Raw genomic sequence first — 15,464 nt, forward strand, 5'->3', positions numbered from 1 at the left:
GCCGGACTGACGTTTTATCCGGGTGCATCGGTCCAGGCGCTTATACTCAGATTCTTATACTCAAGTTCAGGGAGTGACAATGCAGGAGTCAGAGCTGACCCAGCGCAAGAACGACCATCTGGATATCGTGCTCGACCCGGCGCTGGCCGTGCAGAAAACCCGCACCGGGTTCGAGCGCTGGCGCTTTGAGCACTGCGCGCTGCCGGAGCTCGACCTGGACAGCATTGACCTGGGTACATCGCTTTTCGGTCGGGCCATGCAGGCGCCGATTCTGATCAGCTCCATGACCGGTGGCGCCAGCCGTGCCAACGACATCAACCGGTTTCTGGCCGAAGCGGCGCAGACACTGGGCCTGGCCATGGGCGTCGGTTCCCAGCGGGTAGCGCTTGAAAGCGACGCCAACTGGGGTCTGACCCGCGAGCTGCGCGCCCTTGCCCCGGATATTGCGCTGCTGGCCAACCTGGGTGCGGCCCAGCTTACCGGCCAGCACGGCACCGACTACGCCAGGCGCGCGGTGGAAATGGTCGAGGCGGATGCACTGATCATTCACCTCAATCCCTTGCAGGAGGCCCTGCAGACCGGCGGCGACCGCGACTGGCGCGGCATTCTCGCGGCCATCGAGCGCGTCACGGCTTCACTCGGCGCACCGGTAGTGGTCAAGGAAGTAGGCGCCGGGCTCTCCGCAACGGTTGCCCGCCAGCTTCAGGAAGCGGGAGTTGCCATGCTGGATATCGCTGGCGCCGGCGGCACCAGCTGGGCGGCGGTTGAAGGTGAGCGCGCCAGCACGCCGCAAAAGCGTGCCGTCGCCATGGCGTTTGCCAACTGGGGCATTCCAAGCGCCCAGGCGCTGTGCGAGGTACGCCGAACGCTGCCTGCCATGCCGCTGATCGCCTCCGGCGGTATCAATGACGGCATTGATGCGGCCAAGGCGCTGTGCCTGGGTGCTGACCTGGTGGGCCAGGCGGCGGCGGCCCTGCACAGCGCTACCACTTCGCTCGACGCCGTCATCGACCACTTCCAGATCGTGATCGAACAGCTGCGGGTCGCCTGTTTCTGCACCGGAAGCGCTGATTTGACCGCGCTCAGGCACGCGGTCCTGCGGCGTATCGAGGATGGTGCATGAGCCACTACGCGGTAGTCGCTCCGCCGCTTTACAGCCACGTCAAGGCGCTTCAGGCTCTGGCGGCCCAGCTGCTCGAGCGCGGCCATCGGGTTACCTTCGTGCAGCAGTTCGAAGCGCGCGGCCTGCTTGACGACCCGCGCATCGGTTTTTATCCGCTGGGTGAAACGCGCCTTGCCCCGGGCAGCCTGGCGGCCACCCTGGCACTGACCGCCCGTCCCTCGGGCCTGGGCCTTTTCCGGCTGATCGACGATCTGGCCGCCACGACCGATATGCTCTGCCACGAGCTGCCCGGCGCGCTTGAGGCGCTCAAGGTCGATGGCCTGATTGTCGATCAGATGGAGGCCGCCGGCGGGCTGGTAGCCGACGCCCTGGGGCTACCCTACGTGTCTGTCGCCTGCGCCCTGCCGGTCAATCGCGAGCGGGGGTTGCCGCTTCCGGTCATGCCGTTTGCCTACTCGACCAGTGCCCAGGCCCGCCACCGCTATGACGCCAGCGAGAAAATCTACGACTGGCTGATGCGCCGCCACGCCCGAGTGATCGACCATCACGCCCGGCGCCTGGGGCTTGCGCCGCGCCATTCGCTGCACGAGTGCCTGTCGACGCTTGCCCAGATCAGCCAGACTCCGCCTTCGCTGGACTTCCCGCGGGCAGCGTTGCCCGGCTGCTTTCATGCGGTAGGGCCGCTGCGCGATGAAAGCCCGGGTAGCGGTCAAGAAGCGCCGGCCACGATACCGCCCAGGCCGTTCGTGTTTGCCTCACTCGGCACGCTGCAGGGCCACCGCTACGCGCTGTTTCGTAACATCGCCAAGGCCTGCCAGCGCCTGGAAATGCCGCTGTTGATCGCCCACTGCGGCGGGCTGGACGCCGCTCAAGCGGCCCGGCTCGAGCGTTACGGCACCACCTGGGTGACCGACTTCGCCGACCAGCGCGCGGTGCTTTCAAGCGCCCGCGCCGTGATTACCCATGGAGGCCTGAATACCGTGGTCGATGCCATTCACAGTGCCACGCCCATGCTGGTCGTGCCGCTGGCGTTCGACCAGCCCGGCGTCGCCGCGCGCATCGTGCATCACGGTATCGGGCAGAGCGCCTCTCGGTTTGTTGGCAGCGCTACCCTGGCCAAGCGGTTGAGCGGCCTGCTCAATAACGATATCTATCGGCTGCGCCTGCGCGCCATGCACGCTACGCTCACCCAGGCGGGCGGCGCGGTAAAGGCGGCGCGCATTGCCGAGCAGGCGCTCAGCGAGCGCCGCCCGGTACTCGCGGAGGCCGCATGAGCGACACACGGTGGGATCTCATCCTGGTAGGCGCAGGGCTAGCCAACGGCCTGATAGCCTTGCGCCTGCACCAGCGCCAGCCCGAACTCAAGGTCCTGCTGCTCGAAGCGGGCGCCACGCCCGGTGGCAACCATACCTGGTCGTTTCATGCGGGCGACCTGAGCGCCGACCAGCACGCCTGGATTGCTCCGCTGGTGGCTCACCGCTGGCCGGATTACGACGTCGTCTTTCCAGCGCTTGCCCGCACCGTGGCCGGCGGCTACGCAAGCGTCACCTCCGAGCGCTTTGCCGAGGTCATCCGCCAGGCGCTTGGCGAGCGTCTTGTCACGAACGCGCCGGTCATTACGCTCACCCCCACCTCGGTTACCCTGGAGGATGGCCGCTGCTTCAATGCGGGGGCAGTGATCGACGGGCGGGGTTACCGGCCAAGCCCGCACCTGGCTATCGGGCTTCAGGCGTTTTTCGGCCAGCAGTGGCAGCTCGAGCGCCCGCACGGGCTGACCCGCCCGCGGCTGATGGACGCCACCGTGGACCAGCAAGGCGGCTACCGGTTCGTCTACACGCTGCCACTGACGGCCACGGCGCTGCTGATCGAAGACACCCACTATATCGACCGGGCCACACTTGATCATGACCGGGCACGGCTAAACATTGCCCACTACGCCAAGGCGCAGGGCTGGGCGCTTGGCACTCTCCAGCGCGAAGAGCAGGGTAACCTGCCGATCACCCTGACCGGCGACCCCAAGGCATTCTGGCAGGCGGCCCAAGGCCTACCCCAGAGCGGCCTGCGCGGCGGGCTGTTTCATCCGACCACCGGCTATTCGCTGCCGCTGGCAGTGGCGCTTGCCGACATGATCGCTGAACAAACCCGTCTTACGCCGCCATCGCTGTATCGCCTTATCCACGCTTATGCCAGGCAGTGCTGGCGGCAGCAGCGTTTTTTTCGCATGCTCAACCGCATGCTGTTTCTGGCCGGCCCCGACGACAGGCGCTGGCAGGTAATGCAGCGCTTTTACGGCCTGAACGATGGCCTGATAGCACGCTTTTATGCCGGCCGGCTGACCCTTGCCGACCAGGCGCGAATATTGACGGGCAAGCCGCCGGTACCGGTAGGCGAAGCCTTACAGGCGGTTCTCAAACAAACTCCTCGGCTGCGAGCCTTTCATGATGAGTAAAGCAATCGTAATCGGGTCAGGCTTTGGCGGCCTGGCTCTGGCCATCCGCCTGCAGGCGGCGGGCATCCCCACCCTGATTCTTGAGCAGCGCGACAAGCCCGGCGGGCGCGCCTACGTCTATCAGGATCAGGGGTTCACCTTCGATGCCGGGCCCACGGTGATCACCGACCCGAGCGCCATCGAGGAGCTTTTTACCCTGGCGGGAAAACGCCTGGAAGAGTACGTCGAGCTGATGCCGGTCACCCCCTTCTACCGGCTGTGCTGGGAGTCCGGTAAGGTCTTCAATTACGACAACGACCAGGCGCACCTGGAGGAGCAGATCGGCCAGTTCAACCCGGCCGATGTAGAGGGTTACCGGCGCTTTCTAAGCTACTCCCAGGCGGTGTTCAAGGAGGGCTATCTGAAGCTTGGCACCGTACCGTTTCTGTCGTTTCGCGACATGGTGCGCGCCGGACCGCAGCTGGCGCGCCTGCAGGCCTGGCGCAGCGTCTACAGCATGGTTGCCAAGTTCATCGAGGATGACCATCTGCGCCAGGCGTTCTCGTTTCACTCGCTGCTGGTCGGCGGCAACCCGTTTGCCACCTCCTCCATCTACACGCTGATTCACGCGCTCGAGCGCGAATGGGGCGTCTGGTTTCCACGCGGTGGCACCGGCGCGCTGGTGCAGGGCATGGTCAAACTCTTTGAGGATCTGGGCGGCGAGATCGAGCTCAATGCCGAGGTCACGCAGCTCGAGGCCGAGGACAACACCCTGAAGGCGGTAAAACTGGCCGACGGGCGGCGCATCGAAGCAAGCGCCGTGGCCTCCAACGCCGATGTGGTGCACACCTACGAAAAGCTGCTCGGCCATCATCCGGTAGGCGCCAAACGCAGCACCTCGCTCAAGCGCAAGCGCATGAGCAACTCGCTGTTCGTACTCTATTTTGGTCTCAACCATCATCATGAGCAGTTGGCCCACCATACCGTCTGCTTCGGGCCGCGCTACAAGGAGCTGATCGACGATATCTTCAACAGCGACGCCCTGGCCGAGGATTTCTCACTCTACCTGCATGCGCCCTGCGTCACCGACCCCTCATTGGCGCCCCCGGGCTGCGGCAGCTACTACGTACTCGCTCCCGTACCGCACCTGGGCACCGCGGATCTTGACTGGGAAGTGGAGGGTCCGCGGCTGCGCGAGCGTATCTTCGACTACCTGGAGGCGCACTACATGCCCGGGCTTCGCGAGCAGTTGGTGACTCACCGGATGTTCACGCCGTTTGATTTTCGCGACCAGCTGGGCGCGCACCAGGGCTCGGCGTTTTCCATCGAACCCATTCTCACCCAGAGCGCCTGGTTCCGCCCGCATAACCGCGACAGCCGCATTGCCAATCTCTACCTCGTGGGCGCCGGCACGCACCCCGGCGCGGGGGTTCCGGGCGTAATCGGTTCGGCCAAGGCCACCGCCGGGCTGATGGTAGAGCAGTTGGCCCCATGAACCAGCCGCTTCTTGACCACGCCACTCGCACCATGGCCGTTGGCTCCAAGAGCTTTGATACGGCGGCCAAGCTGTTCGATGCCGACACTCGGCGCAGCGCGCTGATGCTCTACGCCTGGTGCCGCCACTGCGACGATGTGATCGACGACCAGACGCTGGGCTTCAATACCGGTGCTGCCAGCACTACCGACGCGCAGGAGCGCCTGGCAGGCCTTGAAGCACAGACCCGCCAGGCCTATGCCGGTGAGCCCATGCAGTCACCCGCCTTTGCCGCGTTTCAGGAAGTCGCCCTCAAGCACGCCATTCCCCCCAGGCGGGCGTTCGAGCACCTGGAAGGCTTTGCCATGGACGTACGCGAAGAGCACTACGCCACTTTTGAGGATACGCTGCGCTACTGCTATCACGTGGCGGGCGTGGTGGGATTGATGATGGCGCAGGTGATGGGCGTGCGTGATGAGCAAGTGCTGGATCGCGCCTGCGATCTGGGCCTGGCGTTTCAGCTCACCAATATCGCCCGGGATATCGTCGAGGACGCCCAGGCCGGGCGCTGCTACCTGCCGGCAAGCTGGCTTGCACAAGAGGGGCTGACGGTCGAAACGCTGAGTGACCCAGCGCTTCGACCTCAGGTCGCACGGCTTGCCGAGCGCCTGGTCAGCGAAGCCGAACCCTATTACGCCTCTGCAAAGGCTGGGCTTGGCGGGCTTTCGCTACGTTCGGCCTGGGCGATTGCCACGGCCCATGGGGTCTACCGCCGGATTGGCCTGAAGGTGCAGCGTGCCGGGGCGCACGCCTGGGACAAACGCCAGAGCACCAGCCGCCAGGAAAAGCTCGCGCTGCTGGCCAAGGGTAGCGCGCTGGCGCTCAGCTCTCGCGTGGCGTCACCGGCGCCGCGTCCCCCGGGCCTTTGGCAGCGCCCGGCGTAGCAGACTGGCGGCGTTTCAGCGTCGCCTCAAGCTTTTCCACCGGCGGGGAGTAGAGAAAGCCAAACGACACGCAGTCCTCACGGCTCTTGACCGCGTGGTGCAGCCGGTGAGCCTTGTACAGGCGCTTCAGGTAGCCGCGCCGGGGAATATAGCGAAACGGCCAGCGCTTGTGCACCAGCCCGTCGTGCACGATAAAGTAGATTGCGCCGTAGGCGGTCATGCCCGCGCCGATCCACTGCAGCGGCCACATGCCCGCCGTACCGAGTGCGATCAGCGCGATGGCAACCACCGCGAACACCACGGCGTACAGGTCATTACGCTCGAACCATCCGCTACGCGGCCGATGGTGAGAGCGGTGCCAGCCCCACCCCCAGCCGTGCATGATGTACTTGTGGGCAAAAGTTGCAAAAAGCTCCATGCCGGCCACCGTCAGCAGGACGATCAAGATATTCCACACTACGAGCATATTGTCTCCACGCCACGTCTAGTGAGCGCCTGAACGCCAGGCCGTTGCGAACAAGCCTAGCGCCTTGCGGCAAAAAACGCTTTCAAGATTTTTTTGGACGCCGGCGCCAGCACGCCACCGCTCGCCTCCACCTGATGATTGAACCACGGCTGGGCAAGCAGATTGGCCTTGGATTCCACCATGCCGGTGCGCGGCTCGGCGGCGGCGTACACCAGGCGCTTGACCCGCGCATGCACCATGGCGCCGGCGCACATCATGCAGGGCTCCAGCGTGACATACAGCGTACAGCCCTCCAACCGGTAGTTGCCACAGGCTTGCCCGGCCTCACGCAGGGCGCGTATTTCCGCATGACCGCTTGGGTCGCAGCTGGCCACCGGGGCGTTGTGGGCGGCCGCCAGAATCTCGCCGTCGGCACTGACCACCACCGCCCCTACCGGCACTTCGCCCGCCGCGGCTGCCAGATGCGCCTGCTCAAGGGCACGGTGCATGTAAAATTCATCGCTGCGTATCAAGGCAAACTCCGCTAAGGTAGCAAAATGTTGTGCGCGGCTGCTCTGCCGCAGGCGCTAGCCCGCCATCATGGACCGCATTGGATAGCCCAAGGATACCCAGAATGACCGACGCGCTGAATACGCTAGTAAATTTACTTGAGCTCGAAGCCCTCGAAGAGACGCTGTTTCGTGGCCAGAGCCAGGACTTAGGCTTTCCTCAGCTGTATGGCGGCCAGGTGCTTGGGCAGGCGCTGGCCGCCGCCTCGCGCACGGTACCCGCTGAGCGCCGCCCGCACTCTCAGCACGGCTATTTTCTGCGCCCCGGCGACCCCCACCGCCCGGTGGTGTACCAGGTGGATAACGTACGCGACGGCGGCAGTTTCACCACGCGCCGCGTCACGGCGATTCAGAAAGGGCGGCCGATCTTTTTCTGCAGCGCCTCGTTTCACGCGCCGGAAAAAGGTATCGAGCATCAGCGCGCCATGCCCGAGGTAGCCGCCCCGGAAGCGCTGATCGAAAGCGGCGCGGCCAAGCATGCACGCTTTCCCGGCCATCCGATCGAGTTTCTGCATATCAAGGGCAATCCGGGCCACGGCGAGCCGGCAGGGCAGTGTCTGTGGTTCCGCTTTTCCGGCACCCTGCCCGACGACCCGGCGCTGCATCGGCATCTACTGTCCTACGCCTCGGATTTCAACCTGCTGACCACCAGCCTGCTGCCCCACGGGATCGAATTTACCGACCCGAAGCTGCGCATCGCAAGCCTGGACCACACCTTGTGGCTTCACGAGGACACCCGCCTGGACGAGTGGCTTTTATACGTGATCGACTCGCCCTGGGCGGGCGGCTCGCGCGGGCTGGCGCGAGGGCATATCTACAGCCGCGATGGGCGCCTGATTGCCTCCACCGCCCAGGAAGGGCTGACCCGCATGCACGATGAGCCCATTCGCTGACAGCAAGCGCTACACACCACGACCAGAAAGCACAACGCCCGCAGCATGGGCGGGCGTTGTGCAGCTTTCAAGCGAGACGATCAGCCGCCGTAGACGTCATTGATCGTCTTCAGCGGGTAGTGCGCCGGGTAAGGCTTGCGCGCCACACCGGAATCCACCGCCGCCTGGGCCACCGCCGACGAGACACGCTCCAGCAGGCGGATATCCACCGGCGTGGGGATGATGTATTCGCGGCCAAAGCTCATTTCCGTGCGCTCGTAGGCGCTCAGTACTTCCTGGGGCACCGGCTCGCGGGCCAGATCCTTCAAGGCGTGTACCGCAGCCAGCTTCATGGCTTCATTGATACGCGTGGCGCGCACATCGAGCGCCCCGCGGAAAATGAACGGAAAGCCCAGCACGTTGTTGACCTGGTTGGGGAAATCCGAGCGACCAGTGGCCATGATCACATCCGGGCGCGCTTCGCGGGCAACGTCTGGGTGAATTTCCGGGTCCGGGTTGGTGCAGGCAAAGATCACCGGGTCAGCGGCCATCTTCTTGACCTGCTCGGCGGACAGCAGGCCGGGGCCGGACAGGCCGATGAACACATCGGCGCCGTCGATGGCGTCATCCAGCGTGCGCATCTGGGTATCGAGGGCAAACTCGGCCTTGTACTCGTTGATGCCGTCACGGCCGGTGTGGATAACGCCACGCCGATCCAGCATCACCAGGTTCTCTTTTTTGGCACCGCAGGAAACCAGCAGGCGCATGCAGGCAATCGCCGCCGCCCCGGCGCCCATGCAGACGATCTTGACGTTCTCGATCGACTTGCCGGCGATTTCCAGCGCATTGAGCATACCGGCCGCCGTAACGATGGCGGTGCCGTGCTGGTCGTCGTGGAAGACGGGGATGCTGCAACGCTCGATCAGCGCTTTCTCGATTTCAAAGCACTCCGGCGCCTTGATATCTTCAAGGTTGATGCCGCCCCAGGTATCGGCAATGCGGGCAACGGTGTCGATAAACGCCTGCGGGCTTTCGGAATCAACTTCGATATCCACCGAGTTGATACCGGCAAAGCACTTGAACAGCACGCCCTTGCCTTCCATGACCGGCTTGCTGGCCAGCGGCCCCAGGTTGCCCAGGCCCAGAATGGCGCTACCGTCGGAAATGACGGCGACCAGGTTACCCTTGCCGGTATAGCGGTAGGCATTTTCAGCTTCACGCGCGATTTCACGAACCGGCTCGGCAACGCCCGGGCTATACGCCAGCGCCAGATCCCGTGCGGTAGCGGTGGGCTTGGTCAGCTCCACGGAGAGCTTACCGGGGATCGGTTTTGCGTGATAATCCAGCGCTGCCTGCTTGTTTGCATCCGTCATGGTCGCGTCCAATTAGCCTAAAGTAGTAAAACAGATAAGTCCTTTCAGAATATAGAAAAATACCGGGCGCCTCAAGCGTGCCGTCAACTCAAATAGAAAACCCGCCTTTTCGCGAATTTTCCTTCACGTTGATTACTTTTAACAGCCATTTGCTGAATCTTATGCAAGCGCTCTCTAGCTATAACGGTTTGCTTATTGCTGTAGCGCAGCATTTGTGGAAATTCCTTCCAATTTTCAGGCAATAAAAAACCCACGCCGTGGCGTGGGTTTTTCTACGACACACAAAGCGTGTGCGCAGAGGCTGATCCGGTGAGGGATTAGCCGCGCTTGACAGCAGCGCCGAAACGCTTGTTGAAGCGCTCTACGCGGCCACCAGTGGTCGCTTGCTTCTGCTTGCCGGTGTAGAACGGGTGGCAGTTGGAGCATACGTCCAGCGAGAAATCCTGGCCAGAAGTAGAACCAACCTGGAAGCTAGCACCGCAAGAGCAGTTGGCGGTGACCGTGTTGTAATTCGGGTGGATACCTTGTTTCATCGTGATGACCTCTCAAGCTATATGCCGCCACCTGATCCGCTGCCAGGCACCGCATACGGGTTTGGAAAAAACTGCTAACCGGTTAACCGCCCGATCGTATAGATTCTGAGCGGACGCATATTTTAGCAAAACTTATTGCCGGAGGCCAATTGCCTGACACTGTTTCTTTGCAGGTGCTAAAAATCGCCTTGCCGTCCCCGCTGCGCCGCCTGTTCGACTACCTGCCAGCACGAAGCGCTCCCCCCTGCGGCTGGCAGCCGGGGCTTCGTGTGCGCGTGCCCTTTGGGCGGCGCGACGTGGTGGGCGTGGTGGTTGAAGTGGTCAAGGAGAGCGAGCTTCCGCTGAGCCAGCTGCGCGCCGTCATTGAAGCGTTGGATGATGCGCCGCTACCCAAGGACTGGCTGTGGCTGTGCCGCTTTGCTGCCCGCTACTATCAGCACAGCCTGGGCGATACGCTGCATCACGCCATGCCCGCCAGGCTGCGCCAGGGCCACCCCATGGCCGGACGCACGCAAATGCTGTGGCTTGCCAATACGCAGATACAGCCGGACTTGAACCGTGCACCCAAGCAGGCCGAACTTTACGCGCTGCTCTGCCAGCACCCCCATGGCCTGCCTACCCGCGCCGTCAGCGCCCACGGTTTCAGCCGCGAGCAGCTCAGCGCGCTGATGAAAAAGGGTCTGGCCCATCAGCGGGAAATCACCCTGGCCGCCCCCGAGCCACCAAGCGGCAACCTGCTGGCCGCCCCTGCCCTGCCGCTCAACCGCGAACAGGCGGTGACCCTTTCAGCGCTGCACGAGAAGCTGGATAGCTACCACCCCTGCCTGCTTGAAGGCGTCACCGGCAGCGGCAAGACCGAGGTCTATCTGCAGCTTATCGAAGCGGTGGCCGCCAAGGGCAAGCAGTCGCTGGTGCTGGTACCCGAGATCGGCCTGACCCCGCAGACGCTGGCACGCTTTAGAAGCCGCTTTCGCGTCCCGGTGGTCGCCCTGCATTCGGGCCTGACCGACCCTGAACGGCTGGACGTATGGGAAGCCGCCGCCAGTGGGCGGGCGCTGATCATCATCGGCACGCGCTCGGCGATCTTCACCCCGCTTGCCAAACCTGGCGCAATCATTGTCGATGAGGAGCACGATGGCTCCTACAAGCAGCACGACGGCCTGCGCTATCATGCTCGGGACCTGGCCGTGGCCCGCGCCCATTACCACGGCATTCCGCTGCTGCTGGGCAGCGCCACGCCTTCGCTCGAGAGCCTGCAGCAGGCGCTCTCCGGCAGCTACCGCCACTTGCGCCTGACCCAGCGCCCAAGCCGCCATCAGCCGGCCAAGCTCGAGCTGATCGACCTGCGCCACCAGCGTCGTCAAGGCGGCCTGCTGCCCGGCGCCATCAAGGCGATCAAGTCGACCCTGGCCGCCGGCAAGCAGGTGCTGATCTTTATCAACCGGCGCGGTTTTGCACCAACGCTTGCCTGCCACGCCTGCGGCTGGATAGCCGAGTGCGGCCAGTGCGATTCGCGCATGACGCTGCACCGCCAACCGCCGCTGCTCGCCTGCCACCACTGCGACAGCCGCCGGGCGCTGCCGGATGCCTGCCCCGAGTGCGGCAGCGGCGATTTACGCGCGCTCGGGGCAGGCACCGAGCGTACCGAGGAAACACTGCAGGGCCTTTTCCCCAAGGTGGCGGTACACCGCATCGACCGCGACAGCACGCGCAAGAAAGACAGTTTCGAGCAGATTCTCAAGGAGATTCAGCGCGGCGAACCCTGCCTGCTGGTGGGCACGCAGATGCTCGCCAAGGGGCACCACCTGCCCCACGTGACCCTGGTGGTGGTGATCAATGCCGATGGCGGGCTCTACGCCGCCGACTTCCGCGCTCTTGAGCACAGCGCCCAGCTTCTGGAGCAGGTAGCGGGCCGGGCGGGCCGCGCCGCCGACCCGGGCCGAGTGCTGGTGCAGACCCTGCACCCGGATGACCCGCACCTGGGCCAACTCGCCGAGCAGGGCTATGGGGCGCTGGCCAGAAATCTGCTGGAAGAGCGTCGCCTGGCCCAGCTGCCGCCGTTCAACTTCATGGCGCTTTTGCGCATTGAAAGCCCCAGGGAAGAAGCCGCACTGGCGCTTGCCCAGCAGGCGGGGCAGGCGCTTCGTCAATGGCTGAAAGAGTCGACGCTTGCCACCCACTGCCTGGGCCCTGTGCCTGCCCCCATGGAGCGGCGCCAGAACCGTTATCACATTCACCTGATGCTGGCCGCCGGCAAGCGCAGCCAGCTGCACCTGGCGGCCAGCTGGCTGGTGCAGTGGATGGAAGCCAACCGCGAGGCGCGCAAGGTGCGCTGGTCGATCGACATCGACCCGCAGACCCTGAGCTGATCCTGACGGAAGCCCTCGAAAACCGTGCCACAAGGCCTGCCCCGCCAAGACTACTTGCGGCCTGATCGCATCAACCGCTTTGAAACTGCGCGCCAAATGCTGATAATGGCCGCTTTGCTGATGCACCTGGGTCTGGGCAAAGCGCCAAGATAAGCGCCCAAGATTGGGCCCGCCCAGTCGTGCCTGCCTGCACACGCCGCCACCGACGTTATCCGGATACCGATATGAAAGACACGATTATTTCCCTGCTCACCGGCGCGGTAGACGCGCTCAAGCACCAAGGCGTGCTGCCCGCTGACCTTCAGCCCACCATCAAGGTTGACCCCACCAAAGACAAGGCCCACGGCGATTACGCGACCAACCTGGCACTGATGCTGGCAAAACCGGCGGGCAAGAATCCCCGGGAGCTTGCCGAGACGCTGATTGCTGCGCTGCCCCAAAGTGACGCCATCCAGAAAACCGAGATCGCCGGACCCGGCTTCATCAACTTCTTTGCCGCCGCCGATGCGGCCGCGCAGATCGTCGCTCAAGTGCTGGACTCAGGCGACGCCTTTGGCCGCAGCCTGATCGGCCGCGGCGAGAAGGTGCAGGTCGAATTCGTTTCTGCCAACCCAACCGGCCCGCTGCACGTAGGCCACGGCCGGGGGGCGGCGATTGGCGACTGCCTGAGCCGCCTGCTGGAAGCTACGGGTTACGACGTTACCCGCGAGTTCTACTACAACGACGCGGGTGCGCAGATCGCCAACCTGGCGCGTTCGGTGCAGGCGCGCGCCAAGGGTCTGGGCCCGGACGATGCCAGCTGGCCGGAAGACGGCTACCGCGGTGAATACATCACCGATGTTGCCAATGATTATCTGGCCGGCAAGACCGTCACCGCCGACGACCGCGAAGTCACCGCCAAGGCCAACCCGGACGATCTGGATGCCATTCAGGAGTTCGCCGTGGCCTGGCTGCGCCGCGAGCAGGACCTGGACCTCAAGGCCTTTGGCGTCGAGTTTGACGTCTATTTCCTCGAGTCCTCGCTGTACGAGGATGGCAAGGTGGACGAGACGGTCGAAAAGCTCGTTGCCAACGGCCATACCTATGAAGGAGATGGTGCCATGTGGCTACGCACTACCGACTTCGGGGATGACAAGGACCGCGTCATGCGCAAGCGTGAAGGCGGCTACACCTACTTCCTGCCCGACGTGGCCTATCACCTGAACAAGTGGCAGCGCGGCTTCACCACGGTGATCAACGAGCAGGGCGCCGACCACCACTCCACCGTCACCCGGGTTCGTGCAGGGCTTCAGGCGCTGGAGGTGGGCATTCCCAAGGGCTGGCCGGACTACGTGCTGCACCAGATGGTGATGGTCACGCGCTCAGGCGTTGAGGTGAAGCTCTCCAAACGAGCTGGCAGCTACGTCACGGTGCGCGACCTGATCGATGAAGTGGGCCGCGATGCCACGCGCTTCTTCCTGGCAGCACGCCGCGCCGACTCCCAGCTGACCTTTGATATCGACCTGGCGCGCTCTCAGTCCAACGACAACCCGGTGTACTACATCCAGTACGCGCATGCCCGGGTCAGCAGCATGCTGCGCAAGGCGGAAGCCGCCGACCAGCCGTTCGACCACGCCGTGGCGCTTGCCAACCTGGCGCTGCTGGACAGCGACCAGGAGAAAGCCGTACTCAACCGGTTGGCACGCTACCCGGAAGTGGTCCAGAACGCGGCCAAGAACCGCGAACCCCAGCAGGTGGCCCAGTACCTGCTCGACCTGGCCGGTGATTTCCACACCTGCTACAACGCGGTCAAGGTCATGGTCGATGACGACACCCTGCGCAACGTTCGCCTGGCGCTTGGCCTGGCTACCCGCCAGGTGCTGCGTAACGGGCTGGACCTGATGGGCGTCAGCGCCCCCGAGGAGATGTAATTCATGGCCAGCCCGCGCAAGAAGCCCTCTCGCCGCGGCGCTACGTCGCAGCGCAAGGCTCCCCGTTCATCCGGCAGCGGTTTTCGCCTGCCCGGCTGGATGTGGGGTCTGGCCGGCATGGCGGCAGGCTTTTTCCTCGCCCAGCATCAGCACGGTACCGCGCCCTGGCAGGACGCGCCCAGCGACCAGCCTCAGGCCACGGTGCTTTCAAAGCCGGAGAGCGCCGAGCGCGCCGCCGCCCGCGAGAACGAATCGCCCAGCCAGCCATCGATGCCCACCTTCGAGTTCTACACGCTGCTGCCGGAAACCGAGGTCATTGCGCCGGGGGTGACGCTGCCCTCCAACGTTACCCGTCCTGAAGTTGCCGAGCAGGCGGCGGACGCCTCCGATGACGCGCAAACCGGCGATGATGATCCGATTGCTCAGGTGATCGCGGCCAACACGCGCCCTGAAGAGCAGGCCAGCGCCGCGCCGCAGGCAGCGCCCGCCGCGGCCAGCTCGCCCAACCGCTACATGCTGCAGGCCGCCTCGTTCAAGGAACTGGGGGACGCCGAACAGCTGCGCGGCCGGCTGCGCAACCTGAGTCTCTTGGCCCATATCAGCGAAGTTCAGGCCGGAGGCGATACGTGGCACCGGGTTCAGGTGGGGCCTTATGAGGACACCCGCGAGCTGAACCGCGCTCAGGATCTGATGACCACTCAGGGTATCGAGCCTCTGCTGATCCAGCTGCAAAACTGATAAAGCGGCATGCGTTACCCGGCGGGCGGTTGATTTTTTATCAGCCGCCCGCATTTTATTGTCCATCGTCTGCAAGCGGCCGCTCTTTCGTTCATCCGGCGGCCGAACAGTTACCGGGAGCAAGCCTCCCCAAAGGAGTCATCTCCATGACCACTATCGTATCCGTACGTCGCGGTAATCAGGTCGCTCTGGCCGGCGACGGCCAGGTATCGCTTGGCAATACCGTGATGAAAGGCAACGCCAGCAAGGTGCGCCGCCTCTATCGTGGCAAGGTGCTGGCCGGTTTTGCCGGCGGCACGGCCGATGCGTTCACGCTGTTCGAGCGCTTCGAAGCCCAGCTCGAGAAGTACCAGGGCCACCTGACCAAGGCCGCCGTCGAGCTTGCCAAGGACTGGCGTACCGACCGGGCGCTTCGCCGGCTCGAGGCGCTTCTGGCCGTGGCGGATCACAGCGCATCATTGATCATTACCGGCAACGGCGACGTGGTCGAACCCGAGCGCGGCATCATCGCCATCGGCTCTGGCGGCAACTTTGCTCAGGCCAGCGCCCGGGCGCTGCTTGAAAACACCGAACTGTCGGCGCGCGAAATTACCGAGAAATCGCTGCAAATTGCTGGTGACATCTGCGTATTCACCAATCACCACGTGACGCTCGAAGAGCTTGATACCAACGAACGTTGAGGTTGA

Annotated in this window: 14 protein-coding genes; 10 read left to right on the forward strand and 4 right to left on the reverse strand. The window is 64.1% G+C overall.

Annotation, left to right across the window (positions count from 1 at the left end; genetic code table 11):
* Nucleotides 1-79: 79 nt before the first annotated feature.
* Genes fni through crtB form a run of 5 tightly spaced genes read left to right on the forward strand, consistent with a single transcriptional unit; the run spans nt 80 to nt 5,969 of the window.
* On the forward strand, nt 80-1,123 hold the full coding sequence (gene fni / locus B0H98_RS04085; protein ID WP_106373765.1) for a type 2 isopentenyl-diphosphate Delta-isomerase: 1,044 nt from the start codon (nt 80-82) through the stop codon (nt 1,121-1,123).
* Nucleotides 1,120-2,397, forward strand: a complete 1,278-nt coding sequence (locus tag B0H98_RS04090) for a glycosyltransferase (RefSeq protein ID WP_106373766.1) — start codon at nt 1,120-1,122, stop codon at nt 2,395-2,397. The genes fni and B0H98_RS04090 overlap by 4 nt, the downstream gene beginning before the upstream one ends.
* Nucleotides 2,394-3,572: a lycopene beta-cyclase CrtY gene (crtY, locus tag B0H98_RS04095; RefSeq protein ID WP_106373767.1), complete on the forward strand. Its 1,179-nt coding sequence runs from the start codon at nt 2,394-2,396 to the stop codon at nt 3,570-3,572. Before B0H98_RS04090 ends, crtY begins: the two co-directional genes overlap by 4 nt.
* Nucleotides 3,562-5,046 carry a phytoene desaturase gene (locus B0H98_RS04100; RefSeq protein ID WP_208623574.1) on the forward strand — a complete coding sequence of 495 codons (1,485 nt, stop codon included), beginning with the start codon at nt 3,562-3,564 and terminating at the stop codon, nt 5,044-5,046. The genes crtY and B0H98_RS04100 overlap by 11 nt, the downstream gene beginning before the upstream one ends.
* Complete coding sequence (crtB, locus tag B0H98_RS04105; RefSeq protein ID WP_106373768.1) at nt 5,043-5,969, forward strand: 15-cis-phytoene synthase CrtB; 927 nt, start codon at nt 5,043-5,045, stop codon at nt 5,967-5,969. The genes B0H98_RS04100 and crtB overlap by 4 nt, the downstream gene beginning before the upstream one ends.
* Here the strand turns inward: crtB and B0H98_RS04110 are convergent.
* Together B0H98_RS04110 and tadA are read right to left on the reverse strand one after the other, a co-directional pair.
* Nucleotides 5,908-6,435, reverse strand: coding sequence for a sterol desaturase family protein (locus B0H98_RS04110; RefSeq protein ID WP_106373769.1), 528 nt, complete (start codon nt 6,433-6,435; stop codon nt 5,908-5,910). The genes crtB and B0H98_RS04110 overlap by 62 nt on opposite strands.
* A 56-nt stretch (nt 6,436-6,491) precedes the next feature.
* Entirely contained in the window at nt 6,492-6,944 is a 453-nt protein-coding gene (tadA, locus tag B0H98_RS04115) for a tRNA adenosine(34) deaminase TadA (RefSeq protein WP_208623581.1), read from the reverse strand.
* A 104-nt stretch (nt 6,945-7,048) separates the two neighbouring features.
* Here tadA and B0H98_RS04120 point away from each other — a divergent pair, with 104 nt between their 5' ends.
* A complete protein-coding gene (locus tag B0H98_RS04120) occupies nt 7,049-7,876 on the forward strand; it encodes an acyl-CoA thioesterase (RefSeq protein ID WP_106373771.1) in 828 nt (275 codons plus the stop codon).
* An 80-nt stretch (nt 7,877-7,956) separates the two neighbouring features.
* Here the strand turns inward: B0H98_RS04120 and B0H98_RS04125 are convergent, their stop codons facing one another.
* Both B0H98_RS04125 and rpmE read right to left on the reverse strand, forming a co-directional pair.
* Nucleotides 7,957-9,228, reverse strand: a complete 1,272-nt coding sequence (locus B0H98_RS04125) for a malic enzyme-like NAD(P)-binding protein (RefSeq protein ID WP_106373772.1) — start codon at nt 9,226-9,228, stop codon at nt 7,957-7,959.
* A gap of 317 nt (nt 9,229-9,545) precedes the next feature.
* Complete coding sequence (gene rpmE / locus B0H98_RS04130; RefSeq protein ID WP_106373773.1) at nt 9,546-9,761, reverse strand: 50S ribosomal protein L31; 216 nt, start codon at nt 9,759-9,761, stop codon at nt 9,546-9,548.
* 149 nt (nt 9,762-9,910) lie between these two features.
* Here rpmE and B0H98_RS04135 point away from each other — a divergent pair, with 149 nt between their 5' ends.
* The 4 genes from B0H98_RS04135 (at nt 9,911) to hslV (ending at nt 15,458) form a co-directional block, all read left to right on the forward strand.
* Nucleotides 9,911-12,130, forward strand: a complete 2,220-nt coding sequence (locus B0H98_RS04135; RefSeq protein WP_106373774.1) for a primosomal protein N' — start codon at nt 9,911-9,913, stop codon at nt 12,128-12,130.
* A 224-nt stretch (nt 12,131-12,354) separates the two neighbouring features.
* Nucleotides 12,355-14,040: an arginine--tRNA ligase gene (gene argS, locus B0H98_RS04140; protein ID WP_106373775.1), complete on the forward strand. Its 1,686-nt coding sequence runs from the start codon at nt 12,355-12,357 to the stop codon at nt 14,038-14,040.
* A gap of 3 nt (nt 14,041-14,043) precedes the next feature.
* The gene (locus tag B0H98_RS04145; RefSeq protein ID WP_106373776.1) at nt 14,044-14,778 is read left to right on the forward strand and encodes an SPOR domain-containing protein; all 735 of its coding nucleotides are present in this window, start codon (nt 14,044-14,046) and stop codon (nt 14,776-14,778) included.
* Between the two features lie 146 nt (nt 14,779-14,924).
* Complete coding sequence (gene hslV / locus B0H98_RS04150; protein WP_106373777.1) at nt 14,925-15,458, forward strand: ATP-dependent protease subunit HslV; 534 nt, start codon at nt 14,925-14,927, stop codon at nt 15,456-15,458.
* Nucleotides 15,459-15,464 lie beyond the last annotated feature (6 nt).

It is taken from the genome of Vreelandella songnenensis, from assembly GCF_003002925.1.
GTDB classification, from domain to species: domain Bacteria; phylum Pseudomonadota; class Gammaproteobacteria; order Pseudomonadales; family Halomonadaceae; genus Vreelandella; species Vreelandella songnenensis.

Bases quoted from the DNA above. Each gene is read 5' to 3' on its own strand.
- B0H98_RS04090 (WP_106373766.1), top strand. From the start codon at position 1,120: ATGAGCCACTACGCGGTAGTCGCTCCGCCGCTTTACAGCCACGTCAAG.
- hslV (WP_106373777.1), top strand. From the start codon at position 14,925: ATGACCACTATCGTATCCGTACGTCGCGGTAATCAGGTCGCTCTGGCC.
- B0H98_RS04100 (WP_208623574.1), top strand. From the start codon at position 3,562: ATGATGAGTAAAGCAATCGTAATCGGGTCAGGCTTTGGCGGCCTGGCT.
- argS (WP_106373775.1), top strand. From the start codon at position 12,355: ATGAAAGACACGATTATTTCCCTGCTCACCGGCGCGGTAGACGCGCTC.
- crtY (WP_106373767.1), top strand. From the start codon at position 2,394: ATGAGCGACACACGGTGGGATCTCATCCTGGTAGGCGCAGGGCTAGCC.
- B0H98_RS04145 (WP_106373776.1), top strand. From the start codon at position 14,044: ATGGCCAGCCCGCGCAAGAAGCCCTCTCGCCGCGGCGCTACGTCGCAG.
- B0H98_RS04120 (WP_106373771.1), top strand. From the start codon at position 7,049: ATGACCGACGCGCTGAATACGCTAGTAAATTTACTTGAGCTCGAAGCC.
- B0H98_RS04125 (WP_106373772.1), bottom strand. From the start codon at position 9,228: ATGACGGATGCAAACAAGCAGGCAGCGCTGGATTATCACGCAAAACCG.
- rpmE (WP_106373773.1), bottom strand. From the start codon at position 9,761: ATGAAACAAGGTATCCACCCGAATTACAACACGGTCACCGCCAACTGC.
- B0H98_RS04110 (WP_106373769.1), bottom strand. From the start codon at position 6,435: ATGCTCGTAGTGTGGAATATCTTGATCGTCCTGCTGACGGTGGCCGGC.
- crtB (WP_106373768.1), top strand. From the start codon at position 5,043: ATGAACCAGCCGCTTCTTGACCACGCCACTCGCACCATGGCCGTTGGC.
- fni (WP_106373765.1), top strand. From the start codon at position 80: ATGCAGGAGTCAGAGCTGACCCAGCGCAAGAACGACCATCTGGATATC.